14 protein-coding genes and 1 CRISPR repeat array are annotated in these 24,583 nt (G+C 65.4%); of the genes, 5 read left to right on the top strand and 9 right to left on the bottom strand.

Going from position 1 to position 24,583, the window contains the following annotated elements; genetic code table 11:
* Positions 1-1,253 precede the first annotated feature (1,253 nt).
* On the bottom strand, positions 1,254-1,601 hold the full coding sequence (locus tag ACGLYG10_RS08010) for a type II toxin-antitoxin system PemK/MazF family toxin (RefSeq protein WP_073330197.1): 348 nt from the start codon (positions 1,599-1,601) through the stop codon (positions 1,254-1,256).
* Positions 1,589-1,822 (bottom strand): hypothetical protein, encoded by a 234-nt coding sequence (locus tag ACGLYG10_RS15935; RefSeq protein WP_073330194.1) that lies wholly within the window; start codon positions 1,820-1,822, stop codon positions 1,589-1,591. Before ACGLYG10_RS15935 ends, ACGLYG10_RS08010 begins: the two co-directional genes overlap by 13 nt.
* A 408-nt stretch (positions 1,823-2,230) precedes the next feature.
* Here ACGLYG10_RS15935 and cas1 point away from each other — a divergent pair, with 408 nt between their 5' ends.
* The gene (gene cas1 / locus ACGLYG10_RS08000) at positions 2,231-4,357 is read left to right on the top strand and encodes a CRISPR-associated endonuclease Cas1 (RefSeq protein ID WP_170866490.1); all 2,127 of its coding nucleotides are present in this window, start codon (positions 2,231-2,233) and stop codon (positions 4,355-4,357) included.
* Positions 4,348-4,635 (top strand): CRISPR-associated endonuclease Cas2, encoded by a 288-nt coding sequence (cas2, locus tag ACGLYG10_RS07995; protein WP_083565755.1) that lies wholly within the window; start codon positions 4,348-4,350, stop codon positions 4,633-4,635. The genes cas1 and cas2 overlap by 10 nt, the downstream gene beginning before the upstream one ends.
* A gap of 41 nt (positions 4,636-4,676) precedes the next feature.
* Here the strand turns inward: cas2 and ACGLYG10_RS07990 are convergent, their stop codons facing one another.
* The 7 genes from ACGLYG10_RS07990 to ACGLYG10_RS07955 all read right to left on the bottom strand — a co-directional run bounded on the left by ACGLYG10_RS07990 (position 4,677) and on the right by ACGLYG10_RS07955 (position 15,818).
* Positions 4,677-4,910, bottom strand: a complete 234-nt coding sequence (locus ACGLYG10_RS07990; RefSeq protein WP_073330188.1) for a hypothetical protein — start codon at positions 4,908-4,910, stop codon at positions 4,677-4,679.
* Between the two features lie 112 nt (positions 4,911-5,022).
* A complete protein-coding gene (locus tag ACGLYG10_RS15930; protein ID WP_139240907.1) occupies positions 5,023-7,497 on the bottom strand; it encodes a hypothetical protein in 2,475 nt (824 codons plus the stop codon).
* A gap of 13 nt (positions 7,498-7,510) precedes the next feature.
* The gene (locus tag ACGLYG10_RS07975) at positions 7,511-9,727 is read right to left on the bottom strand and encodes a hypothetical protein (protein ID WP_073330180.1); all 2,217 of its coding nucleotides are present in this window, start codon (positions 9,725-9,727) and stop codon (positions 7,511-7,513) included.
* 1 nt (position 9,728) lies between these two features.
* Positions 9,729-10,289 carry a hypothetical protein gene (locus ACGLYG10_RS07970; RefSeq protein ID WP_073330177.1) on the bottom strand — a complete coding sequence of 187 codons (561 nt, stop codon included), beginning with the start codon at positions 10,287-10,289 and terminating at the stop codon, positions 9,729-9,731.
* Positions 10,286-12,031, bottom strand: coding sequence for an RAMP superfamily CRISPR-associated protein (locus ACGLYG10_RS07965; RefSeq protein WP_073330175.1), 1,746 nt, complete (start codon positions 12,029-12,031; stop codon positions 10,286-10,288). The genes ACGLYG10_RS07970 and ACGLYG10_RS07965 overlap by 4 nt, the downstream gene beginning before the upstream one ends.
* The gene (locus ACGLYG10_RS07960) at positions 12,028-13,923 is read right to left on the bottom strand and encodes an RAMP superfamily CRISPR-associated protein (RefSeq protein ID WP_073330172.1); all 1,896 of its coding nucleotides are present in this window, start codon (positions 13,921-13,923) and stop codon (positions 12,028-12,030) included. Before ACGLYG10_RS07960 ends, ACGLYG10_RS07965 begins: the two co-directional genes overlap by 4 nt.
* Entirely contained in the window at positions 13,920-15,818 is a 1,899-nt protein-coding gene (locus ACGLYG10_RS07955; protein ID WP_073330169.1) for a Cas10/Cmr2 second palm domain-containing protein, read from the bottom strand. Before ACGLYG10_RS07955 ends, ACGLYG10_RS07960 begins: the two co-directional genes overlap by 4 nt.
* 185 nt (positions 15,819-16,003) lie before the next feature.
* Here ACGLYG10_RS07955 and ACGLYG10_RS07950 point away from each other — a divergent pair, with 185 nt between their 5' ends.
* The 3 genes from ACGLYG10_RS07950 to ACGLYG10_RS07940 are packed head-to-tail and all read left to right on the top strand — an operon-like array spanning position 16,004 to position 23,225.
* Positions 16,004-18,391 carry a hypothetical protein gene (locus ACGLYG10_RS07950; protein ID WP_073330166.1) on the top strand — a complete coding sequence of 796 codons (2,388 nt, stop codon included), beginning with the start codon at positions 16,004-16,006 and terminating at the stop codon, positions 18,389-18,391.
* Positions 18,388-18,840, top strand: coding sequence for a hypothetical protein (locus ACGLYG10_RS16355; protein WP_073330164.1), 453 nt, complete (start codon positions 18,388-18,390; stop codon positions 18,838-18,840). The genes ACGLYG10_RS07950 and ACGLYG10_RS16355 overlap by 4 nt, the downstream gene beginning before the upstream one ends.
* Complete coding sequence (locus ACGLYG10_RS07940) at positions 18,837-23,225, top strand: hypothetical protein (protein ID WP_073330161.1); 4,389 nt, start codon at positions 18,837-18,839, stop codon at positions 23,223-23,225. The genes ACGLYG10_RS16355 and ACGLYG10_RS07940 overlap by 4 nt, the downstream gene beginning before the upstream one ends.
* Positions 23,226-23,607: 382 nt before the next feature.
* Positions 23,608-24,376: a CRISPR direct-repeat array (repeat unit 37 nt; unit sequence GTCAGGAAGCACCTCGCACCTTAAGGTGCATTAAGAC).
* Between the last annotated feature and the right edge of the window lie 207 nt (positions 24,377-24,583).

Below are 24,583 nucleotides of genomic sequence, written 5' to 3'. Positions count from 1 at the left end.
GATCTCGCCTCTGGAAGTGGCGGTATGGCGCGGTTTCCAGGGGTAGGGGTCAGGAAGCACCTCGCACCTTAAGGTGCATTAAGACGGGTTACCTCGTTCGTGAGGTAGTCCGTCCACACCGGTCAGGAAGCACCTCGCACCTTAAGGTGCATTAAGACGGTCGGGAAGGTTGGCAACCCCCCCGAAAGTTTTCGGTCAGGAAGCACCTCGCACCTTAAGGTGCATTAAGACGTGTGGTGGGTGAACACGCCACCCTCGTAGGTACGTCAGGAAGCACCTCGCACCTTAAGGTGCATTAAGACGTCATCGACCACCAGGTGGTGCCCGCACGACAGGGGTCAGGAACACCTCGCACCTTAAGGTGCATTAAGACCGATAGGCTTCCATCTTGACCTCGTCGAAAGTCAGGAAGCACCTCGCACCTTAAGGTGCATTAAGACGCCGGCCAGCCCAGGACAACAGCGCTCCCGTCATCAAGTCAGGAAGCATCTCGCACCTTAAGGTGCATTAAGACGCAACCGGGATTGGGCCGGCGTAGTGGTTATCGTCGCCTGTCAGGAAGCACCTCGCACCTCAAGGTGCATTCAGGTCCTCGGGGAGGGTGACCTGTGCGACGGACGCCGTGGGGCATGGTGTCAAAATCGATGACAAACGCCTCCCACACGCGCCAACCCTGATCCCAAGACCGCATGATTCCAGCGATTTGTCCGCAGTTGACGACGTCGCCAGCCTCGTTTGTCATAGATCCGGACACCCTCGGCCGCTGCCCGGCGGAATCAATGGCAACGGCGAGCCGCCGTCGTACCGCCCGAACGCCCAACCAACTCGCGTTGGCGGCGCTACCACCAGTGTGGGTTGGGCCACCGCTCAACGAAGAGACAAAGGCAATGGACTCAGACTCGGATACACCGCCATCTTCGTCTCACGGTGACGCGCGCTCGTCGGAGGAATCAGCACGCACCGCCGGCGGCAGGCTCCCAGACAGCACCATCGCCTACGTGTGTAGCCTTTATCCCGAATCCGGACACTTTTCAGTCCTCTGCCCACCGGGATGTGCGGTTGCGATTGCCTCTGCCGGTAGAAGTACCCGCAGGTGAGCAGAGCAGAACTTGCACCACGCGCGCGCCAGATAACACACCCTCAAACCGGAAGAGCCCCTGAATCCAGGGCACTAAAGTGAGGCGACTCGGGCCTGAGAGCACCTCGCAGGCAAGTAGCGTTACATTATGCCGGTGCCCGCTGCGTGCCTGCGTCTAAAGGTCCAGCACCAGCCGAAGTCCATCGTCCACGCGGGCGAGAATGTGCATGGGGACAGCGCCAATGCGGTTGTTCAACCTGGAGCGGTCGACAACAAGAGTTTGCGAGACGTTGACGACGCACTGCTTGGGCAGGCCCGCCTCGCCGCGCTCCAACTCGACGTTGCCCGGCGCCGCCGCCAGGCGCAGGTTGCTGGTTATCGCTGACACGATGACGGTGGCTATACGGGATCGGTTGAACCGGTCCGAGGAGACGATCAAGGCGGGCCTGAGGTATCCGGGTTCCGAGCCGATGGGGTCGCCGAAGTCGAGCCACCAGGCTTCCCCTCGAGCTACCACGGCCATGCTCCCGACTCGATGAGTCTCCTAGCCGGTGTTAAAGGCGCCTGCGCCGCCTCGACGTCTTCGAGGGCATTGAGAGCTTCAGTCACAGGATCATCGCTGTAGCGAACTATCAGATCGCGGACGGCCTTCGTGTACAGCTGCGACCGGCTCCATCCGAGGCGCCGCGCAACTTCCTCGGCTTCCTGGAACACCGGGTCTGGAATGGATACTGCCGTCTTCACACGCCGAGTATAACCGGTATGACCGGAGTGGCCTAGGCCGCCTTGCATACTCGGATGTACGGTTTCCCCCGGCAGCCGCGCAGGGGACGGCCAAATGGCTGCTCGCGTTTGCGGGTGTGGCGGTCTGGGTATGTCCCGGGGCTGACGGTTCGGCACTTCGCCCCGACGCTTCGGCAATTGTGATGACGGTTCGTACCCCTGGGTGCCGAACCGTCGAACAATGGTACGAAGTGTCGATCAGAAGGTACGAACCGTCAGGTCCCGTCCACCACCCGGCTCTCTCGAGGGCCGACGGCGGGCGCCCCCGAGGGCGGACGGTGGGCGCCGGTGTGCCCGGATGCCCCACTCATTGAAGCCGTCGGCGCTATGATCAGCTTGCGCCCCGCTGCTCGACGAAGAAGTCATGGAATGGACTCGCATGCAGACATCCCAACACCTTCCGCTGGCGGAGCACGCCCGGCGAGAGGCTCGGCGTCTGCTCGTCGGCTAGGTACCAGAAGCTATCGGCAACGGCGCAGGCGCCGCCGCAATGACGAGTTCCATGCTCCGCGACGGGATCAGTTCCTCGGCCAGGACCTGCCGCCGCTTGCCAGGCGCTCCCTCCTGTCGACCGAGCCCGCGGGCGCGGCCCCGCAGGAGGCGACCCCGAACTCCCTATATGAGCGCATCAGCTCGGTCGAGACGCTGACTGCCGCCTGGGAGACCGTGTTGGCCAGAGATGCCCGTGACGGCATGCTTCAGAAGCAGACGCGCGCCATTGTTGGCGACCTCGATCATTTCCTCGCCGAGCTTTCGACTTCCCTGCGCGACGGCACCTACGTTCCTGAACCGTTCATGCGACTGGACATCCCCAAACGTGAGCCCGGAGAGACACGAGCACTGCACATTCCGTCCATCCGCGACCGGATCGTCGAACGGGCCGTCCTGGACACGATTGCACACACCGCCGACCTACTGATGTCGACGTGCTCCTTCGCCTACCGCACCGGTATCGGCACAGATGACGCCATCGACCTACTCGCCACCCTCCGCGACGACGGCTACCAGTACGTGCTGCGCACCGACGTGGAGGACTACTTCCCGAACGCGGAAGTAGAGGACGCCCTCGCCGTGCTCTCCCCGGTGCTGCGGTGCGCGCGGACCATCAACCTGATCCGCCTGCTCGCCCGGCCTCGCCGCGCCCACGGTGGGCGGCGCGTGCGGGGCCGCGGCATCGCCCAGGGCTCTTGCCTGTCCCCGCTGCTGGCGAACCTGGCGCTGGCCGACGTCGACGCGGCACTGTGCGACGCCGGCTACGGTTACGCCCGCTTCGCCGACGACATCGTCGTGTGCGCCCCCAACGAGGACGACTTGCTGTCCGCATACGACCTGCTCAGCGCCAAGGTCGCCGCCCACGGGCTGAGCCTGAACCAGGAGAAGACCAGCATGACCACCTTCGACGAGGGCTTCTGCTACCTCGGAGTCGACCTCTCCCGCACCCGCCCGGCCGTGGACCCGCACCACGACATCAAGGGCCACCCCAACCCGGACAAGGTCGTCTACGTCGGCCGCGACGGCGCGCGGCTGCACGTGACCAAGGGTCGGCTGATCGTTGACGGCGCCGACGGACTCCCGCAGGTCTCCATACCCCGGCAGGCGGTCAGCCGGATCGTGCTCACCGGCGCGGTGGGGCTCTCCGCCGGGGCGCGCTCCTGGGCGCTGTACAACGACATCGACGTCGTCTTCCTATCCCGTCGCGGCAGCTACCTGGGCCAGCTTTCGGGCCTGCGCGACACCGCCAACGCCCGGCGCCTGCTCACCCAAGCCGCCTTCGCCGCCGACGACGACGCTCGCCTTCCGCTTGCCCGCGCCATTGTGCGGGCCAAACTGCGCCACCAGATCGGCGTCCTACACCGCATCGGCAGGCGTGACAGCGGGGCAGACATCGAGGCGACTTGTACCACCATCCGTGAGCTGTCCGAGGAGGCCACTCACGCCACCGACACCGACGAGCTGATGGGTCTGGAGGGGGCGGCGTCGACCGACTACTTCGAAGCGCTGTCCCGGCTGGTGCCTGAGGACGTCGCCTTCCAGGGCCGCAGCCGCCGCCCTCCCAAGGATTTGGCGAATGCGGCCTTCTCCTATGCGTATGCGATCCTGCTGTCCGAATGCACCGGTGCGCTCATCGCTGCCGGGTTGGAGCCGTCGCTGGGTGTGCTGCACGCCTCAACCGACAAGCGACCCAGCCTGTCCCTGGACCTGATGGAGGAGTTCCGGCCGCTGCTGGTGGATCGTACCGTCATGGCGCTGCTGCGCTCGCGGCGTCTGCGCCCCGAGCACGCCACCAACTCCCCGGACGGGGAGGGCGTCTGGCTGGGGCCGGAGGGCAAGAGGGCGCTTGTGGATGGCTACGAGGCGACTCTGCAGCGGCAGGTCAAGGGCGCGTTGCCTGGGTTCGCGGGTACCTGGCGGCGGCATATCCACTACGAGGCGCAACTGCTGGGGCGAGCCATTACCGAGCCCGGCTACGAGTGGACCGGTGCGGCATGGCGATGATCGTCATCCTGGCTTACGACGTGTCGGCCGACTCGCGCCGTACCCGCCTGGCCGCGGCATTGGAGAGCTGGGGCTACCGGATTCAGGAGTCGGTGTTCCAGTTGCGGCTGGAGGACGGTGAACTCGACGAGGTGCGTGAGCGCGTCAACGACATCATCGACTCGCGCGACGACGTGGTCCACATCTACCCGCTGTGCACGAACTGCCTGGGACGGGCCGAGGTGCACGGCACCGCCCCGGCCCTCGACGACGGCGGCCTGTACCGCGGGGTGTGGTGAGGCGGCCCGCCGTCGGCACGGGCGTGAGGAACAGCACCTGTTTAGTGGTCCTCGGCGAGGAACCGGCCAACCTCCTCCGCGATGATTGGGCGGCCGATGCGGAGCAGGTGCAGGCCGGTCTCCTGGTCCACCTCAAGAGTGCTAGTCGGCTTGGCCTGGTCGAGCGGTGCTGTAGTCGACTTCAACGACGTTGCGGGCATGGACTCCTCCGGCACGGCCGCCCTCGGCTCGGCGTTACGCTGAGTGCCGTCGGGCAGATCGAATGAGGTGCGCATGCATGCACCATATCGCGATGCACTTTATCGCAATACAGGTTGTTGTATGCGACGCACGCGTGCTGAGGTGAAGCGAGCAAACCGAACTGCAGGGGTACGGATAACCGCAAGGCTACGATCGGCCTTGCCTTTTACGGCTCTGGTCACCTTTGCGTTGCTGTCTGCGTCGTTGGCGGCTTTTGCTCGCAGTCGGTCCGGGCTGATCGGATTTGTAACTCCCTGAGACGCTGCTTGCATCCTGTTCGCCGGGTGTTGCCAGCAAGTCTGGTAGATCGTAGTTGGGGTCAATCGGGAACTTCCGGGGGTTGATGCCGTGATTGACGCGGTTCTCCTCACGGTTCTTGAACCAGTTGGTGGTGGCGGACACGCCAGTTTTACTGTCAGCGGGCTTGTCCGCATCCGGGTACTGGACCACGGCCTTACCATCCCAGCCGTAGGCCGCACGCATGAATGCGCGCACCGGCAGGCTGTTCTCGAAGTCGCTGGGCAGCGCGTCTAGCGCGTTGGCCAGTCTGTCCGAAGCCGTCGTCGTTGTGTCGGTTGGCAGGCAGCCGAGGCAGCCTGACAGCTGCGCGTACATCTCAGCCAGCTCCTTACCGGCGTGTACGCACACGTCGGTGGCCCTGATCTCGACCGCGCCGAGGCCGAGGGGCTTGCCGAAACCGAGTCGGTGATAGCCGCGGCGCTTCGACTCGTCCTTGGGGGACGCATCCGGTGGCACTAGACGCTCTGGGGTGAGCAGCCATACGAGGACGGCGAGTTCCTCCGGTACGAGCCCTTCGAAGGTGAGTGTGGTGGTGAACTTGGCTCCGGGGGCAAGGAAGGAACCGGCCACTGTGTCGTGAGGGCCTATGCCTCCTTCGAGCCGCCTGCTGTTAGGCAGATCCTCCCGGCCGAGTAGCCTCCGATGCGTGGGATAGACCTTACGGATCAGAGTTCGCCCCGGTTGATAGGCATCTGCGCGGGTAGTGCTTTCAGCTAGGGTCCTTCCCTGCTCGTCACGCAAATAAGGGAAACCCGTTGATGGCTTAGGGTTCGCCAAGGTTCGAAGCCGCCAACCCAGGCTATCAGTTTTAGGTGTGTGCAGCCACCTGCCTTCCTGGGGGAGTGCTGGCATAACGGGCCGGATTGTGATGTGCCCGCGTGCGGCGGCGGCTTGGCTGCGGTCCTTGTCCTTCTCGTCGGCAACGAATCCCCACATGCGATCGCCCGCGGAGGCTTGGGAATGGGTGCGAGCGGGCGCAACCTGCGAGTCTTTGGCGAGACTCGCAGGAGACACAGCGTCAGGGGCGGCACGTCGACCTACTTGAGATGGCATCAGACCGGTTATGTGGCCATCGTCCGACACCGAGGCGAACAGGGGGATGCCTGGGCCTTTGGAGGCGAGCGTCCTCAGGAACTGCTTGATCTGTGCGCGGTCGGCCATGACAGCGGACTCTTTAAGCTCGTGTGCCTCGGGGTCGGAGGCGCCGAGGATCTTTCCGTGGTCGTCGATCTTGCCATTGGCGATCTCATGGATGAGCCACGTTTTCGAGTCGGTCGACTTCCGAGTCTTCGAGTTACCGGGCGTGCCCGCCTTTTCGCGTTCTATGAGTTGGCGTATGTTGAGCAAATAGCTGTGAATGACCTCAACCAATTGTTCAAGGACGTCGGTGCTTACAGGGCGGCGCGTTCGATTCTTCTCGGTGTCGAAGAACACGAATTCGTTGTATTTGGTTCCGATAAGCGGGCGAGAGCCACGTGGTGTAAGTCTAACGACGACTCCGGTGTATTCCTCGGAGGAGGGTGGAGTATCTTCGTCTCGTGTCCCGCAGAAGCGTTCGCCGTCAATGCTCGCCACGACTGCGCGCTGTGAGTCGTAGAACTTCTCGGTTTGTACGGTGAAGGTGATTGGCTTGAGGTGCGGGGTGGCCGTGCGCAGCTGGTCCAGCCGTTTGTTGACGTCGGTCGTCGAGACGCCGCGCTTGCGCTCCTGGTTATCACGCTTGCGCGAACCTGAGTACATCCAGGCGCCAGTTGAGTCGTAGAGCGCGGTGGCAGACCGCGGGTCGTTGGGCAGAACAGCAGCACAAACGTAGTTCGGGCGGTCCCAATTACGCCTCACGTCTTTCGGGTCGTTGAGTCCAAGCATCAGACGTGCGCTCAATCCAGTTTCGGAAACGCCGTGTGGTCCGTTGTCATCGACCAGGAACACCGGATAGAGCGTGGTGGCTTCCTGGGTGGTGTGCCGGTGGGTGAGCACATGGTCGTGGTCCGCGAATACGCGCATGCGCGAAGCGGTGACCGCCTCGTACGCGGAGGAGAGGACCCCTTTGAGCGTGGTTACAGGAATAGTGGCATCTTCCCAAGTGCGGGCACCCTCCGGGTCTCCGCTGCGCGAGGCCACCACCACCCGTCTATCCGCAGTGCTCTGCCCCGGAATCGTGGGAGAAGCGACGGTGATGGTGAGCGCCAACTCGCCGGAGACGGTATCCGGCGCAAGCCGATCCTGCCCAGACGGCGCGCCGTCGCCGGCAAACCCTGTGCCGTTCTTCCCGCCCGTGTCACGGACCGTGGGGATGCCGTTGTAGGCGTGGTGCCAGTTCATTCTGTTCTCTTCTTCAGCGCCGCCGACCACGGTTCCCGCCCGGGTGCGGCGGTCGAACGTGGCTCTGCGGACGCTTGTCGACGCGGAGAGGCTTGGCCGAGTGTGGGCCGAACATATCGCGAGGCCCGATTCCCTTTCCGGGATGGGGCTCGCCGGTACGTCCGTTGGTCTGGTTGTTCTCCTTGTTCTCGTTAAGAGTCATGTGCCGGACCTCAATGCCGTCGGCATAGCCGTAGGCTGCACGCTGCATCGCCTCTACCCATGGTGTCTTGTTGAGGTTCGACGAGTGGGACAGCGTGAAGTCGCTTGGCTCTGCGACCGGGTCATCGAGGCCCAGACACCCGCTGAGAGTCGCATAGGAGTCGGACAGATCGGCACCCCGACGCGCACGCAGACCGCCGCGGGCGATACGCACCTCCATTACCCCGAGACCGAAGGGCTTGGCGAGGCCCATTCGCAGGTAGCCACACTTGGAGCGGTCAGAGTCCTGTTCCGACTCGGGAACTAGGTTCTCCGGGGTGAGGACCCAAATGAGAGCGGCAAGCTCATCGTGGCTCAGGTTGGTGAAGGACACGGTGCACCGCAGCACGCTGCCGACTTCTACCCACGACTTCGCGGTGAGCTGCACATCCGCGTTGTGCTGCTCGCGGCCGTTCATCACCGCCGGCGCTGTGGCCTGCTTGGGGAACTTCCGCGAGTCGAGCACGCTGCGGTGGACCGGATACGCAGCTGCCCCCAGCAGCTGCCCGGGGGAGAAGTACTCCGACCGCTTGAGCGCATTGGTGCTGCCTTTTGAGGAGGGGGTTCCACCATCGCCGCCGGTTAAGAAACGGCGAGCCGATCCGGGCTTGGGCTCGAGCAGCGGCGTGAGTGTCTTGCGATCGCGGCTGATCCGTGCCCCGGACCCGTCGACCTTTCCCACGGTGATACGCCCACGTGTGGCCACGTCTCCTCCAGCGGCGTTCTGCCCCGGATCGGGCACGACGTAGCCGAAGAGCCGGTCGGACGCGGAGGCCTCCTCCGCTGTCGATACGGGGACCGCACCCTGCTCGAGGGCGAGGCGGTACGGGCTAGCGCTGTAGGCATGGCGTCCGATCATTGCCGGGACGACCTCGAGCACAACCGGCTCGGGGCCGCTGTCGTCTACAACTGCGAAGGCGAGGTCTTTGACCTTGAGCTTCGCTGCGGATGCGTCCTGCTGAGCGGCTCGAGTCGCCCGGTTCGGCTCGTGGCGCTTCCGTGGGCTGTCCTGCGTCCGCTGGTAAACATAGCTGCGTACCACAGCTGCGTAAGCCTTGCAGACATCGGATTCGATGGTTACCTTCTTCGGTCCCTGACGCGAAACATCGAAGAAGAACCGTTCGTCATGTTTCTTGGGGAACAGCTGGTTCGGCCTCATGCCATCCGGGGCGGTACGGCACACATAACCGTCGACATCATCCAGTTCGTCGACGACGGTTACCGAATCGGGGATGTCGAACAGCGGTGTCTCGCCCGCGTCAGTGATGATGTGGGTCACCTGCCAGTAGGCGTAGCGCGCGCCCTTACCACGGTCCCCGTGCAAGCAGAGTGAGAGATGACAGCGGATATGTGCGCCGTGCGGCGTCATCTTCGTGAGTCGTTGGGCGCTTACAAGCAGGTTTGCCGGCCCCACCGGGCCACCTTGGAGCGAGGCCGCACGCATAGTGGGGTAGGGTCGGTCCCGGTCGTCGCGGTAGTCGTTGGTGACAAGCGTGTCTCCGTAGAACAGCTCACCCACCAGGCCGTCTTCCTCCTCCCCACAGATACGGATGGGTACCAGGCCGAGCGCGCTGGCGGCATCACCCCGGTATGTCAGCGGCTTGGTGTCCGCCTTGCGGCGGCGCTGGCCAGATGACGTATCGGGGATGTCCCCGAACACACGGAAGCGCGAGCAGGTGAGGGTCTCGTAGGCGCGGGAGATCATGCCCTTGACCATGGTCGGCGGCACTCGGAGCGTCTTGCCGTCCTCCTCAAGCGGCACCGTGACGGCCAGGTCCTTCTGCTCCCCGAACACCAGCGGCGTGCGCACCGTCATCTCCAGGTCGATCGACCCGGACCAGCGATCGGGCTCAAGACGGTCGTGGCCGCGGGAGGCCCGGTCCTTGAAGAGGTCCTTTGACAGAACTCCGTGATCAGCCAGGCCAGCCGCCTTTTCGCGCGGCATCGGGATGCGGTTGACTGCGGAGTGGAAGTCCCCGAACTCGACCATTTCAGCTCCACCTTCCGGTCATGATCTCGTCGACGAACACGGTGTTCCCATAGGTGGGCTCTTCGGTGAAGACCTCAACGCTGGTCATGGCCTTCGACGGCTCATCGAACGGCGCGGTGGCCCCGTGCTGCAGATAGCTGTTGGATCGCGTCCAGCACCTCGTGGTCTGCCACCCCGCGTCGCCGTTGGCGGACAACAACTCCTGGCCCCCGACGCGAATCTCCGCGGTACCCGACCCGTTGAGCCAGCGCAACTCGTGCGCCAGCAGGCCGTCGTCGGCTCTCCCGTCAATAACGGCCCACAGGCGTAACTCGTACACGGAGTCGAGGGGGATCGGTTGATCCCGTCCATCCAGCCGGGTCGTCAGCTCCGGCGTCGCCGTGTGGACCGACATGGCGCCGGAGGTGGTGTAGGCGATTCCCTGTACACGGTCGCCAAGGTCTGTGACGCGGCCGAGCGCGGAATGTACCGTCTCCGCCGCGGCATCGCCGGGCCACTGCCGCACAGACCATGCGCCCTCTTCCAGGACAGTGGTGAGTACGGACCTTGCCTGGTCGTTCATGACTGCCTCCCCTTGCCGTTGAGAAGGGCGGACCAGCCCTCCGGGGTGTCGACCTTGATCTGGTCGTTGATGTGGCGGAGCCGGTCGAGAAGTTGCTCCGCGATGCTGAGGCTGCCGTCGGCGGCGAACTCCCACTTGCCTCCCGCGATGAGCCCGTCAGGCCCCTCAATGCGCATCCTGGTCACCTCTACCTGGCCCATGCCGCGGGTGCCGCGACTGCCCAGCGGCAGGGTGCCGGTGGACAGCTCGGCCAGAACCAGTCCGAGCAGGCACAGGGCGGCGCGTTGGTAGTCGATGTTCCCGCCGTTAGGTACGCCCGTCAGCAGCATCTGCGGGTCGACTTCCAACCGAATGTCGTTCCAGTTCACCAGGGGGAACTTCTCGCTGTACAGGGCGCCGCCCGCCACACCGCCGGTCCAGCGGTCCCCGGCGTTGTGCGTCACTTCTCGTGCCTTCGGCTCGTCCTTCTGGGCCACCGTTGCCAGTGTCTCCAGCACCGTCAGGGCGCCGCGGTGCGCCGTGGTGCCGAATAGCAGCCTGACCAGCAGTGCGTCGTCGGCCAGTTGCTTGTGGACATCAAGCCTGGACCAGTCCGGCTCCTGTTTCGAGGAGGCATCCACATCTGCGTACAGGATCGTCCTGGCGATTCGGCTCGCGCGGCCGCGTAGGGCACCGCGGACGGAGCTGCCCGGGATCACCAGTGGGCCGGTGCTCTTGCCCTTCGGCTCGGTCGAGGGATGTGTGCGCAGCGGAAGGGTGGGGTCCGTCTTCTTGAGCTCGCCGCCGGGCTCGTAATCGTTGCGCCTGGGTGGTTCGTCCTTCTTGGTCTCGGCCACCAGTATGCCCGTCGGGCTGTTCCACGCGATCGCTATGCGAATCCGCTCGGGAGGCGTGACAGCGAAGGCCTGAATACGAGTAAGTTTGCCTCCGTCCAGCCATGTAGTCAGGCCGGTGGGTGAATCGAGCTGTGTGCGTTTGAGGCTCCATGGCTCCGCGACGTCGTGATTGATCCGGACTCGGCCCCAGCCCGCGCCCTTCCGCTTACCGAAGGAGACCAGGCCCGCCTCCAACGCGCCGAGGATCACGGAGAACAGTCGCTCTACGTTGGTCGCGTCGGCTGTGTCCTTCTTGGCGTGCTCCGCATCGCGCTTGGCCCGATCTTCTTCCGGGTGTTCGCCGTCCTGGTTGGAGGAGCTGGAGGCAGTCGTCGGGACGCTTCCCGTAGTCGCGGTGATGCGCAGGGTCAGTTTCTCGCCCTGCGGGACGATCTCGTGCGCGAATAGGGCCGTGTCGGCGGCCGTGCCCCAATACCGGTCGACGGCGATTCCCGCCCGCAATGGCAGCTTGTCGGCCGTCGCGACCGATGAGAGCGTAATCGGGTGGACCGTGAGCGCTGAGGCGTGGTCGAGCGACCCCCACAGCACGTCGAGGTTGGCGCCGTCGTCGTCGCCACTGTCTGCCTTCGCGAGGTGCTGTACGGCGGCGCGCAGGGCCCCCTTGATCGATCGCCCGGTCAGTACAGGGTTGCCGACTCCGTCGCGCGCGAATCTGCGGGGAGTCCAAGAACGCTTGGAATCGTCGCCCCGCTGCGAGGCGTCGCCTGGGTTTGCGGTTGAGGTTCCCTCCGAGTCATCGCCGCCGCCATTAATCCGGCTGCGGTCGACTTCCTCCTCGGGACCTCCGGAGTGGATGGGTGAATCGGTCTTCAGATGGACGGTGAGCTCGTACCTGGTCACGCTCATCGGTTGGACTCCTCACCTTCGTTACGGATACCTGGGGCGGAACCGGGGATGAAGTCCCTGGCCGGCGAGCTCACGAACTTCTCCCGGGCGAGCAGCGGATGGCCGACGACGAAGCGTCCAAAGCCTTGAGCCTGAAGCTCCCCGATACCGGTGCAGGAAAGCCGCCTCAAAGCTTCAAGCACCTGGCCGGGGTCCGCCCCCGGAGCGGGCCTCACCCGTATTACCGAGCCGGCTTGGATTGCCAACCGGGTGGGCCGTGGCTGATGACTCGCCGCCGACCAGGTGTCTATGCGTCGGTGGCGCAGGCCGGCTACGTACCGATCCTCGACGGCGGAGCGAGCCACCCGTTGGATCTGTGCCCCCGCATTGCGCAGGGTGGCGACCAGGTCATCCAGGGTGCCGGTGGCTCCCAATTGAGCCGACCGCAGAAGGACGTCGGAGGTGAACCAAAGCGTCGTCATGCCCTCTTCGTCCCAACCGCTGCTGGGTGCGGGAGTCCATGTGGCTGCGCCGTCGGCGTTGCAGGTGGCTCTACCGAATGTGCCGGTAAGTCTGCGTGAGCCGAGCTGAGCCGGGCGCGACAGCAACTCGGTGAGCTCGCCGTCGAAAACACGCGCCAGGCGCTCGGACAGGATGATCTCCGCCTCCAGGTCCATTCCCGCCGGCAGTGCGCGCACCAGGAACAGTTGCCCGGTGGCCGCGGTGCCGGTGGCAGGGTTGTGCGCGGTCGCCTGGCGTCCCACCAGAGGTGGTGAGCCAAGCGGGACCGGTTCATTGGCGTTGCCACCGGTGGGGAACACGTATCCGCCCCGCTTCGGACTGTGTGTCTGCTCGGGGCTCGGCACACCAATGAGTCGATTCCACACGAGGGGAGCGGCGCCCTCATCCGCTACTTTTTCGGAGGTAAGCACCAGGGGGACGGGTAATCCGCGGATGCCCGCGAATACTGGCAGCGCATCGGAGACGTACAGGTCGCCGTTGACCACCGCATCGCGCACCAGGCGCTGGACTTCGCGGGACTTCTGGGCCGCCGCATGCCTGAGCCGACCATGCACCCAGGGCAGCAGCACCGTGCCGCGCAGGAAGTCCTCCGAGGGAATCTCATTCGACAGGGGAACCGCATATGAGACGACGGGAGAGTCCAGGTGAATATGCAGCACCAACCGCTGCCGCTGGTCGGTCTCGGCTCGCGCGGAAAGACGCGGCGCCTCGATTGCTTGAGAACTCGGCTTCGGCGCCTCGGGGGCGGGCTGGGGGCGCTGTTTCAGCGCGTTGGTGCACCACTCCTTGAAGTCTTCCGGATTGGCGTGCTCACCCACGACGATCTCGCAGGTGCCGTCACCGTTGCTGCGATCCGACCCGATCGCGGGCACCAGGCTCCCGGCCAGGGACAGGACCAGGAGGGCGGCGTCGCGCTGAGCATCGCTCCAGACGATTGCGGCGCCCTGCATGTTCGTATCCAGCAGGGTGACCGAGCCGGTGAGCTTGCAGGCCGGAGCTCGCTCAATGATGCGCAAGTGGTCAGGTTTGGCGGCCCCCGTCCTCTCATCGATGGAGACGCTGACTACTTCATGAGGCTCCAAGGCGGCGTCGTCCGCCAGTGCGTCGGAGAAGGCCACGAGCCGCGGTTTCTCGGCGGTACCGAACAGCTCGGTCACGAAGCGGTGCCAGGGCCCGGATGAGCGTCCCTCATCCAGGGCCTCGGCAACGATCTGTGCCTGTTCACGGATGACGCCCGTCAGCCCGGTTGCCCGCACCACCAGGCGTCCGTCGTCGCCACGCTCAACCCGGGAGTCGACGCCGCCGACCACGCCGGTGCCGGTGCCGATGCCCCAGTCGCTCGTGAAGGTCACGGATACCGGGAAGGTCAGCTTCGAGTCCTGTCGGTTCATTCCCCTGCCTCCTGGGTGTAAGCGGTGGAAACGAGCTGGTCTTGCAGGTAGGACACGGGCAATAGGTCTGCCAGTTCGAGCAGGTCGAACAGCGCGTCGGGGCTACCGAGTGCCTTCGCGAGTGCTACCAGATCCTCATCGGAGCTTCCGAGGATGGCAGCCCACTCGTCGTTGACTCGCTCACCGGGTGACTTCTCCGGGGCCGCGCCTGTGGCGATTCTGTCTTCGACGTCGTCGTTGACCGGCGCCTCGGGAGCCGGCTGTGCCGCGGGCTCGGGGGCATTAGCCGCCTCGGACATGTACTGGCGAATGCGGGCGGCGCGCGTCTTCGGGAACGGCACGCGCTGCGTGGGGTCGGAGACGTACTCAATGCGCCAGGTGGCCGGATCCGTGCTCTTGTCGGGAAGTACCTTGCCGACGCCGGTGAACAGCGCGGTCAGGCGGCACGCCTCATGCCAGGTCATGTTCCCCGGCGCGTCGTAGTCCTTGGTGACGAATCGGTAGGGGCGCTCGGTGAATGATGAGTAGGAGTCGATCAGGGCCTCGTCGTCCAGGAGGGTCGAGTCGAACAGGGCGTGGAAGGTGAGCGTGGAACAGTACTCGTCCGGGTCTGCGGCCTTGCCCACCTGCTTGGCCTTCTTGATCAGGGTTTCCGCGAGGTCGTAGGCGATGTGAAAGGGGAAGGCGTGCCTGACGACGGCGATGCCTGCACCGGCGGTCATGTGATCGTCCCGGTTTCCGAGCGCCGAGAGTAGAGAGTCGGCGGCGGTTTCGCGCTCGAAGGCCTCCAGGAATGCGGCGGTGAAGGGGAGTGCGTAGGCGCCCTCGGTGATAACGGTGGCGTCGTCGCCGCCAAGGATCACCGGGACCACTGGCACGGCCCGGAAACCGTGGGGCTTGATGTGCCGCCCTCGCAGTTCGTCGTCCTTGGCGGACCAGAGGGAGACCTGCGCCCAGGCGCTGTAGAAGGCCGTCTCCATGGCACCCGCCAGGCGAGTGTTGATCTGCAGGAGGAAGCGTCGGAGGGCGTCGTCGTCGCCTTGGCTCACACCCGTCGCCTCGCTGAAGACGTTCTCGGGGACCTTCTGCTTCGCCTCCTTCAGGTGGCTCATGATCGCGCCCACCCCGTTACCGTCAATGTGCACGACGGCGACCTTGGACAGGCGGTCGTCGCCGAACTCGGGATCGGTGTCGAAGAGCTTCTCCAGGTTGCGGAGGTCGCGAACCAGCAGTTCACCGAGTTGGTCAGTATTGTCCCTGTAGGGATGCTCCTTCCACAGGCTGCCATGGTCGGCGAGCGCACGGTCCACCAGGTCCTTACGGGCTTTGGCGGCGTGGTAGCGCTTGACGCGGCTGGGGAGCGAGTAGGCCATTGAGAGGTCGGCTGTGGCCTCGTCGTCGACTTTCTTCTTGTCGAACGGCGGCGCGGCGGGCAGGGACGAGTCCTGGGCGCGCACTAGAAACGGCATCTGGGAGAAGCGAGCGCCGGCGGGTGGGCGATCGAGCGCATGCTCGTTGGCGGCCATGTGCACCCGGCGGAGGTCCTCATCGTCTACGTAGACGCTGTCCATCTCGACGTAAACCCCGGTTACGTCGATACCCGGTGCCCGGCTGTGCGCGATTCGGGTGACTCGGCCGATCACCTCCCGCGCACTGTCCACGGAGTCCGCCAAGAAAATGACCTTGCCCGAAGAGCGCGAGACCCACGGCAGATCGGGCGCGCCCTCCGGGAACGCCCTTGCCACGGCGGCGGGGATGGTCGTGGTGTCGAGAACCTCCTGCGTCCAGTCCTCGAGCCACGTCAGCTGCGCCGAAGCCCCGATGTTCTCCCGCAGGCGCGGGGAGGAGAAGATGTAGTTCTGGTTCCCGTTGGTCTCGATCATGACGAGCTGCATGGGGATCCTCTCGGGGCGGGACGGGACGGAAGGTGGGACGCGTGCAGTCTGCCACTTGATCGTGAGTGGCGCCACGCCTTTGGTGGTAGCGTCCCGCAACGCGGGACAGGCGACCGGCGTCGCAGGCATGCCGATCCGCTCGGCCCGTGCGAGCCACCCTGCTCACTGTCCGGAGAGGACCTGACATGACCCTGCTAGTTCACATCGTCGGCGAAGGCGACCTGGGTAGCGACATCCTGAGACTCGAGGGGGAACAGCGCCAGCAAGCCAGGTGTGCCGGCGTCACAACGCTGCAGAATGCCGCAGCGGGCGGTGCGGGGTGCGAGGCCGTCGACCTCCTGCTCCGCGGTGCGGTGGCTGAAGAGCTTGAGAGTCGGTTCGTGTGGACGCCGTTGGCCCTGGAACTGGGAGCGATCCAGGACGATGGCCACGAGGGGCAGGTACGCGTGCTGTTGCTCGGTAGCAGTTCCGGCTACGGGGCCACGGCAGACATTGCCAAGGCCCTTGCTTCGCTTCTGGAGCGTGACGAGATCAGAGCGGCTCTGCATAAACGGTACGGGTTAGAAGTGATAGCGGAGCTTCACGCCGACGGCGACTTGAACGAGCAGGTAGGCCGCGGAGACCTCAGCAGCTGGGTTGAGGCGGCGCACGGCACTGCTGCGGACAGCCCCGTGGTGGTGTCCATGATCGGCGGGGCAACCATGATGTGCCTGAGCGCCATGGGAGTGGTCGACCACCTCGGCTACGACTGGCGTCTGGCGGTTGCCGGGAGTCCTGACGACGCCGAGGCGCGCCTGATCCGTCGCGGTCACCACGGCAACGCGCCCTTCTACTGGCTACGTGCCCTGGGCTATCTGGAGCAAGCCGCTCAGTGGGCCCGGCAGAACGGCCGAGAGGAACTGATCGACGAGGAGCACACGCGGCTACTTCGGGATCTCCAGGCGGTGCTCGGCGGCGCGGGGCAGGAGAGGGGAGAGGCGTTGGCCGCGGCCACCGATGAGCAGCTTGCTTCGTTGGTGGCGGTGGAGATGACCCGGGCGGACAACGGCGCTGGTCTGGCCGTGCGCGCCTGGGTGGAGAAGCACTATGAGGCCCTGCTGGCCGAGGAGAACGCAGGGCGCGCCCAGGACGATCAGATCAGTAGCGTGTTCAAGCGCTTGCCGGGCAAGGAACTGGGCAAGGTGCTGGGCCTGGTCCGCGATGAGCAGCTGGACCAGGGCTCCACCTCGGCCGCGTGGCTTCTCACAACAGGTGATCGCCTGAGGCCGGTTGGCAACCGCGCCGTCCATGATGCTGCGGCGCCGACGGCATCCGACTTGGCGACGGTCAATCAGGTCCCCGAACTGGGAGAGCGAGTTCCATCCTGGATGCACTGGCCGGGGCGCGGGAGAGTCCTCTACATCTGCGGCATGGGTGACAACTACCAGCGGTCGTCGGTGATCGAGCGCGTCATGGATGCCGGACCGGATGAGGAGTTCAGGCGCGCCGTGCCCGGAGGGATGCTTGAGGGCGGCGGTGTTGGCGACGTCGATTTTCTGCTGCTGCACTCGGCGTCCCCTGGATCGAAGGAGACGGCGGTCAAAACCTGTGCCTCCGCGCTTTTGGCAAAGAGGCCGGGGGACCTGTACGCGCCCGGGGTGGACATCATCGACTACGGAGGAGCGGAGAGTAATGATTTCGCGCCGGTTGATGACTTGGCTGGCGAAGTGAGCGTAATGCTTCGTGAAGTACTCCGCACCAAGCAGCCGTCAGCAGTCGCCATCGTGGCATCGGGGCAGAAGTTGGTCGCGATCGGCGCCCTCGAGGCAGCCCAGGCCTGGTGCGCCGAGCACGCAGTCCCGCTGTTCGTGCAGACCTCGGTCCAGCCGGGGCAGAACATCAAGCGGTCGGGAATGCAGTTCCACCGTATCGCCCTGCACAACGACGCCGAGGCGGCACTGCGCGAGGCGGCGGCCGCAAGCCTTTCCAGCCTCAACCTGCTCAGTGCCGTGCGGGTGCTCAGCGCCGGCGACCAGGACATGGATGTGTGGGCCCAGGCGTGTGATGAGTTGCGCAAGGAGTACCTGGCGGCGGTCAACGCCAAGGATCCCGATGCGCATGCGGGCGTACTGCTGTCCGTCATGGATACGGTCCATGAACTCTGTCTGGAAACCGAGGGGGATGTCGATCCACGCCTGGTGGTTGTTGTAGCCGAGGCGGTCGACTTCCCGCGACGGGGCAAGAAGGCCGCCGAAACGCTGTTCCGAGAGCGTTACGCGTGGCAGGACGTCAAGGCGTACTCGGCACAGAGACATGGAGTGGAGGCATGTAGTCGCGGAGACCTGCTGCGGCTTCTGTACGAGGTCAGGAACGAAGTGCGTCTCACTCACGGAGACAGCCAGGTCGATGAGGCGGTGCGGGAGGTGATGCGCAACAGGTTCGTCGACGTCGATGATGACTTCGGCTATGTAGACCTGCTTGAGCAGGCCATCAAGTCGGTGAATGCCGGACCCGGGAATCTGACCACCGGTCTTGACGAGTCGTGGGCCGAGAGGTTCCGGGCACTGCGGCACTGGGCGGAGGAGCGCGCATGACACCCGCAGAACCTCTCGCTCTGGTCAACCTCACCCCGCACGAGGTGATCCTGCACCTGGACGGCGGGCCGCTGCGGCTGCCGGGGGCCGCCGTCGTGCCCCGGCTGCTGCTGTCGGACGGGCGGCAGGAGACGCTGACCGTCTACGACCCCGAGCACCCCGGCGAGGCGACCGGTGCGCGGGAGGTGCCCATCGCCGTCGGCGCCACCTGGCTCGGAATCGACCCGCCCCTGCCCGCACCCCAGCCCGGCACGGTCTACGTCACCAGCCGGGTGGTGGCCGAGCACTTCCCGCAGCGCACCGACCTGGTCTGGCCCGATGATCTGATCCGGGACGCCGATGGGCAGGTGGTCGGTGCTCGCCGCCTGGGTTGCCTGCCGCGGCCGGTCGACGCCGCCGCCGTGGGCGGTGGGGATGCAGGTCCTCAATGGGACGAGGAGGGCCGATGACCGAAGAGCGGGAACGTCCGGCCACGGAAGGGGCTGCCCCGAGCCGGCCGCCGCGCACCGGCTTCATCCACTTGAAGGACCCCGATGAGATGCGTGTGGTCTTGGTGTGGGAGGTGGAGGTGCATCGTGGCTGGAGTCAGGCCTTCGGGAACTGGCCCGCCAAGCCCCTGAGTTTCCGTGCCAGGGACCGCCATGACAAGTTGCGGCAGACGTACCGGGGCATGCGTGCCGCCTATTTCCACCCGGAGGTGGCCGAGCGCCTGCTGGGAAGCGGCCGGGACGGGGGCGACGCGCCGCTGGGCGCGGACAACCGCCGCTCCCTGGAGTTGCACAAGCTGGTTGATCACCGCGACAAGGACAACAAGCGGGTGCTGCGCATCGGCGCTCTGGAGGCGCTGCGCGTGTCGAATGGCGACGGGGCGGGGACGGCGATCCTGGTGGTGCACGCCGTCGTCCCGCGCACATATGTCGAGCGGCTGCCCGGCGAGCCGGCGGATGACGAGCAGACGGATGGCGAGCACTCGGAAGGTGCTCACGCGGATGAGGACTCGCAAGAGCCACCCGATGAGCGGTCTTATGAGCGCTTTTACGATGCCGTGCGCCACCCGAGCCGGGTGGTCGGCATTTGCGAGACGATCAACAAACTGCTGGCGCGTCCCGATGTGTGTGGTCCGGCACGGGTGACGCTGGCGGCTGAGCACACCGCGCGGAAGTCCTGGTTCTCCGCCCCGCTGTTCACCCTGACGTGGGTGCCTCGGGAGGTGAGTCGGCGGTGGATCCCTGAGTTCGGGGAGACCCCCGAGAGTCTCGGCGCGCGCCTGGAGGTGCCGGTGGGCTCCGAGCCGCTCGACGATCTGCGCCAGGCGATGGCCGGAAGAACGTCTAGTGCGAGGCTGCCGCTGCCGGTGCTGACGGCGGCGGGTTGGCAGTGGGGGAGCCTGCCGTCCCCCACGGGCTTCGAGTTGGGGGAGGAACGCTACTCCCGGGCGAAGAAGAACATTCACGTGCTCTCGCAGAGCTGGGCGGTGAGTGTGTGGGAGCGAGGCGCCGCCTACCTGCCGCGCCAGGACGACGGCTTCCTTCTGGAGGCCATGCTCAAGATGTGTTCCACCGACCTGGACGTGTACCTGCTGGTGGTCTTGGACCGGCTGCGCGTGCGCGCACTCTCCCTCAGCCTCGCGGCCACCGCACAGGAGCTGAGGGTGGCGACCGAGAAGATCGGGCCGTCGGGGAACTTGGACGTGGCGACCAAGTACTTGGATCCTGTCATCGCCAGGGCGATCCGGCTCGACGGCGAGGCGGTCTCGTTCCTCGCCTCTGAATGGTGGATCGATGTCACCCGGCACCGACAGGCCGACATGGTGCTGGCTTGGATGCAGCAGGCAGGGGGTCTAGACCGGGCGGTGGAACAGACCGTCCAGCAGGCGCGGCTGCTGCAGGAGAGCGTACAGACCCTGATTGAGCGCCAGGAGCACGTCGCTGACAAGGAGCGGCAGGAGCGCGACCGCCGGCGGGAGAAGCTGGAGCGCGAGCAGCAGGACTCCGCCCGCGCCATGGAGTGGGCCGTGGGTATCCTCGCTTTTGTGGGCCTGCCGCTGTCGGTCGTGTTGGAGGTCTGGTCGAACTTGCACGACGGCGGTCCCCTCCTGCGAGGGGCGGCCTGGTGGGGTGCGGGTGTCGGGCTGCTCGTCGTGGCCATGGCGGTCGCCTGGGCGCTGGCAAAGTGGTTTGACGTCAGGCTGTGGCCTCCGCCGGGGCGCAACCGCTGGGCGGTAGGGGACCGCGGGCGTGCCGCAGTCGGTGGTCACGTCCTTGGGATCGGTTCGCGCAGGCGCGGCCGCATCGAGGGCGGTCGGGGTTTTCTGCGCCGACGGCGAGCAACCGGAGGGGAGTCGATGATCACCGTCATTCACCCGGTCGGGCAGGGCGAACTCGGCACCGACATCGTCGAGCTGCAACGGGACGAACGTCTGCACGCCCAGGAAGCCCGGCAGAAGGAACTGCGGCAGCAGGTGGCTGAGGCCGACGCCGAGGTGCTGTCCAACAGGCTGCTGAACATTCCCCCGGACGAGGGCGGGCGCCCGGGCCGCTTCAAGCGCACCCCGCTGGCGCTGGTGCTGGAGGCGCTGCGCGGCAGGGGCGCCGTCGTGCGGGTAATCCTCCTGGGCACGGCCAATGGCCGCGAGGGCACCGAAACCGACGTCGAGGCTGCGCTGCTGGAGCAGGCCTACAACCGCCCCGACGTAAAGGCCAAACTTGAGGAGTACTTCGGGCTGGCGCTACAGGTCGAGGCCTACCAGCATGGCGATCTCTTCGAACGGAAGTGCGTCGACGACCTGCACCGGTGGCTGGATGACGATGGGGCGATCACGGACGGGAAGGTCATCGTCTCCAGCATCGCAGGGGCGACCGCCGTTGTGTTCGCGGTCATGGGTCTGGCCGACCAGATGGGCCTGGACTGGCGGCTCGCCGTCGCCCCGGAGGAGGGAGAGAAGCGGGCCGTGTTCCTGGAGCGCGCCGCCAACCGGGTCGCCCCGTTCTACTGGCTGCGATCCCTCGGGTACCCCAAGCAGGCCTCGGACTGGGCCGAGACCACGGGGGCGGCATCCGCGCTGCCGACGGGGGAGCAGCAGGCGACGGAGGCGCTCGCTGCCGCCCTGGACCGCGCCCGCTACGGGGATGACAGGGAGCCGGGAGCACTCGCCGCGCTGGCGGTCACCGACATGGCGCGCGCCGACCACGGCGCCGGCCTGGCGCTGCGGGCCTGGGTGGAGCGGCGTTACCGGAGCCTGTATGGGAAGGAGCGGGAGCTGGCCGAGCAGAAGGGGGATAAGCCGCGCCCGCCGTTGCGCTTCGTGAAGGCCAATGGTCGACCGAAGATGCTCGGCGAGGTCGTTGCCGACGCTGCGGCGGAGGCTGTCCGCCTGGGTGAGGACTGCCCCGGCTCGACCGCGTGGCTCGCCTCCGCCGGGCCGCTCAATGATCTGGCCAAGCGCACCGTTCACGACGGCCAGGCGCCGCACGTCGAGGACTGGGCGGTAGTTGAGGGGGAGCCGGCTCTCCTTGAGGCGCTGCCGAAGTGGGTGACGCGGCCGGGTCGGCGTCCGGTCCTGTACATATTCGGTTGTGGAAGGTCCTTCCGGTCGCCGACCATCCCGGAGCGTGTGCTGCGTGCCGAGCCCGAGCGCGAGCTGCGGCGGGCGGTTCCTGGGGCCTTGCTGGAGCGGGACGCGTTCGCCGCGGGACCGGACGGGCACCCCGCCCTGCCGGTCGAGTTCGTCATTCTGCACTCGGCGCATCCCCAATCCAGGAAGACGGCCTGGCTCAACGCGCAGACCGTCGTCGCCGACGGTGCGCACCGGGAGTGGGAGCTGCCCGAACCGGGCTGGAGTTTTTTGGACTACGGTGAGGGGGATTCCGGAGCCCGGGCGGTGCCCGAGGCGATGTGGACAGTTCGCGAGCGTGTGGGCGCGGTTCTGGCGCTGCAGATGCCGTCCGCGGTGGTGATTGTGGGAACCGGGGAGAAGTCTGCGGTCTACGGCGCGCTCGAGGGGGCGCAGGAGTGGTGCGCGCTCAACGCTGTGCCGCTGTTCGTCCAGACCTTCGTAGACAAGGGCCGGGGCATCAAGGAGCCGGCCTCCCAGTTTCACCGGATCGCCCTGCGCTACGACGCCGAGGAGGCCTTGCGGCGTGCCGCCGCCATCAGCCTGCGCAGCCTCAACCTGCTCAGCGCTGTGCGGGTGCTGGCCGCCGGTGATCGGGACATGGACGCGCTCGCGGAGAAATGCGAAGAGTTGCGTCAGGAATACGTGCAGGTGCGGCAGGCGGAAAGGCTCGACGACCACGCTGGAGTGATTGTGGATGTGCTGCGCACGGTACGTCTACTATTCGATGAAGCGGACTGGCTGACGCAGGCGCGGCTGGTGGTGGCTGCGGCAGAGGCCGTGCACGCGCGCCGGCTTTCCAAGAGAGGGCAGAGCCTGCTTCAGGAGCCCGACACGCTACTGAATAAGGAGAAGGTAGCCGAGCGGAAGAAAGCTGGCACAAAAGCTGCGTTTGCATGTCTAAAACGTGGCGATCTCTTGCGCCTTCCCTACGAGGTGCGCGACAGACTGGTGATCACCCATGGGCGTTCCACCGTTCAGGAAGCGTTGGAGCGTGCTTTGGATGAGCTGCGGGTGGACGCTCCCGAGGGATTCACCTTCGCTGACTTACTGGATGCGCTTATCGCGCGCTTGGAATGTGATGCCAAGGGGAAGACAGGAAGCGGTGCTAGGAACGAGAACGAAGGCTGTGGCGAGAGTAAGGACGACTTCGGCCCGCTGGACATCGGCGCGTCCTGGTTCTCCAAGTTCACGCGATTGGTGCAGGAAATTGAGGGATGATCGTAGGCGCGGAACGACCGTGCGGTGCTGGTGGTCGGTGCGCGAGACCGGCTGTCTTGACGGCGGAGGGGCCTGGAAGGAGGTGTGACGCGTGTGCAGCCTGGTTCTTATGTGACACATGTGGCTGGCGTGGCGCTCGCCGGATGGTCACGATTCGATCTACGGTACAAAGTTTGGTGCGTTTTGACCCTGACTTTTCCGCATGACTTCGTTGAAAGTTGGTGGCTGGAGGGGGTTGGAGGGGTGTCGGTGGCGCTTGGCTTGTTTTCAACGAAAGGTGGTAGTTTTGGCCTGGTGCCAGTCGGTCTCGTGGGGTGCTTGCGGGGTCGGTGGCGATCTCGCCTCTGGAAGTGGCGGTATGACGCGGTTTCCAGGGGTAGGGGTCAGGAAGCACCTCGCACCTTAAGGTGCATTAAGACCAGTGGGACCTCATGTGGACCCCTCCTTGATCAAGGGTCAGGAAGCACCTCGCACCTTCAGGTGCATTAAGACGTCAGCCCCCAGGTGGAGGCTAGTGTGACCGCCACGGGTCAGGAAGCACCTCGCACCTTAAGGTGCATTAAGACCCCCTCCAGGGCGGACGGTCATCCGCCACTGAGACGTCAGGAAGCACCTCGCACCTTAAGGTGCATTAAGACACTCGTCCAGCCGGTCAATGGCGGCTTTCAGCTCGGGTCAGGAAGCACCTCGCACCTTAAGGTGCATTAAGACATCGGTCATGCTGACCTCATCCAGGTGGAAGCTCTCTGTCAGGAAGCACCTCGCACCTTAAGGTGCATTAAGACACTCGTCCAGCCGGTCAATGGCGGCTTTCAGCTCGGGTCAGGAAGCACCTCGCACCTTAAGGTGCATTAAGACTCGGACAGCCACTGGTGGGTTTCCTTGGACATTTGGGGTCAGGAAGCACCTCGCACCTTAAGGTGCATTAAGACGTGCAAGGATGAAATTGACGATCGCCTCCGCCTCTTGGGTCAGGAAGCACCTCGCACCTTAAGGTGCATTAAGACTACTGGCGGAGGGCGTCTGCAATGTATTCGTACAGGTCAGGAAGCACCTCGCACCTTAAGGTGCATTAAGACAGTGGCCGCGAGTGACGGCAAATACGAGCCGGCATGTCAGGAAGCACCTCGCACCTCAAGGTGCATTAAGACGGCTTCGGCGGCATCATCTGCTGAGCATTTCCTGGCTCTTCGTGCGTGGGGCGTGGAGGGTTGCGTGTCGCAGGGTGAGGAACCCGGTGAGCCGTGGCGGTTCATTGCGCCGGAATTGACTGCCGCTATCCCCGGGACCGGAAGTGGGGCTGTCTACTACGCCACTTCGGGGTTAACAACGCCTGTTAACGTTCTGCTGAAGGGCTC

The organism is Actinomyces glycerinitolerans, from assembly GCF_900098745.1.
Lineage (GTDB): Bacteria > Actinomycetota > Actinomycetes > Actinomycetales > Actinomycetaceae > Actinomyces > Actinomyces glycerinitolerans.
The sequence above is the reverse complement of the archived record's forward strand: the minus strand, read 5'-3'. Positions and strand labels throughout refer to the sequence as shown.

What these genes read in the sequence shown, in the direction of transcription:
- ACGLYG10_RS08010 (WP_073330197.1), bottom strand. Translation starts at nt 1,601, where the DNA reads ATGGCCGTGGTAGCTCGAGGGGAAGCCTGGTGGCTCGACTTCGGCGAC.
- cas1 (WP_170866490.1), top strand. Translation starts at nt 2,231, where the DNA reads ATGGACTCGCATGCAGACATCCCAACACCTTCCGCTGGCGGAGCACGC.
- cas2 (WP_083565755.1), top strand. Translation starts at nt 4,348, where the DNA reads ATGGCGATGATCGTCATCCTGGCTTACGACGTGTCGGCCGACTCGCGC.
- ACGLYG10_RS07990 (WP_073330188.1), bottom strand. Translation starts at nt 4,910, where the DNA reads ATGCGCACCTCATTCGATCTGCCCGACGGCACTCAGCGTAACGCCGAG.
- ACGLYG10_RS15930 (WP_139240907.1), bottom strand. Translation starts at nt 7,497, where the DNA reads ATGAACTGGCACCACGCCTACAACGGCATCCCCACGGTCCGTGACACG.
- ACGLYG10_RS07975 (WP_073330180.1), bottom strand. Translation starts at nt 9,727, where the DNA reads ATGGTCGAGTTCGGGGACTTCCACTCCGCAGTCAACCGCATCCCGATG.
- ACGLYG10_RS07970 (WP_073330177.1), bottom strand. Translation starts at nt 10,289, where the DNA reads ATGAACGACCAGGCAAGGTCCGTACTCACCACTGTCCTGGAAGAGGGC.
- ACGLYG10_RS07965 (WP_073330175.1), bottom strand. Translation starts at nt 12,031, where the DNA reads ATGAGCGTGACCAGGTACGAGCTCACCGTCCATCTGAAGACCGATTCA.
- ACGLYG10_RS07960 (WP_073330172.1), bottom strand. Translation starts at nt 13,923, where the DNA reads ATGAACCGACAGGACTCGAAGCTGACCTTCCCGGTATCCGTGACCTTC.
- ACGLYG10_RS07955 (WP_073330169.1), bottom strand. Translation starts at nt 15,818, where the DNA reads ATGCAGCTCGTCATGATCGAGACCAACGGGAACCAGAACTACATCTTC.
- ACGLYG10_RS07950 (WP_073330166.1), top strand. Translation starts at nt 16,004, where the DNA reads ATGACCCTGCTAGTTCACATCGTCGGCGAAGGCGACCTGGGTAGCGAC.
- ACGLYG10_RS16355 (WP_073330164.1), top strand. Translation starts at nt 18,388, where the DNA reads ATGACACCCGCAGAACCTCTCGCTCTGGTCAACCTCACCCCGCACGAG.
- ACGLYG10_RS07940 (WP_073330161.1), top strand. Translation starts at nt 18,837, where the DNA reads ATGACCGAAGAGCGGGAACGTCCGGCCACGGAAGGGGCTGCCCCGAGC.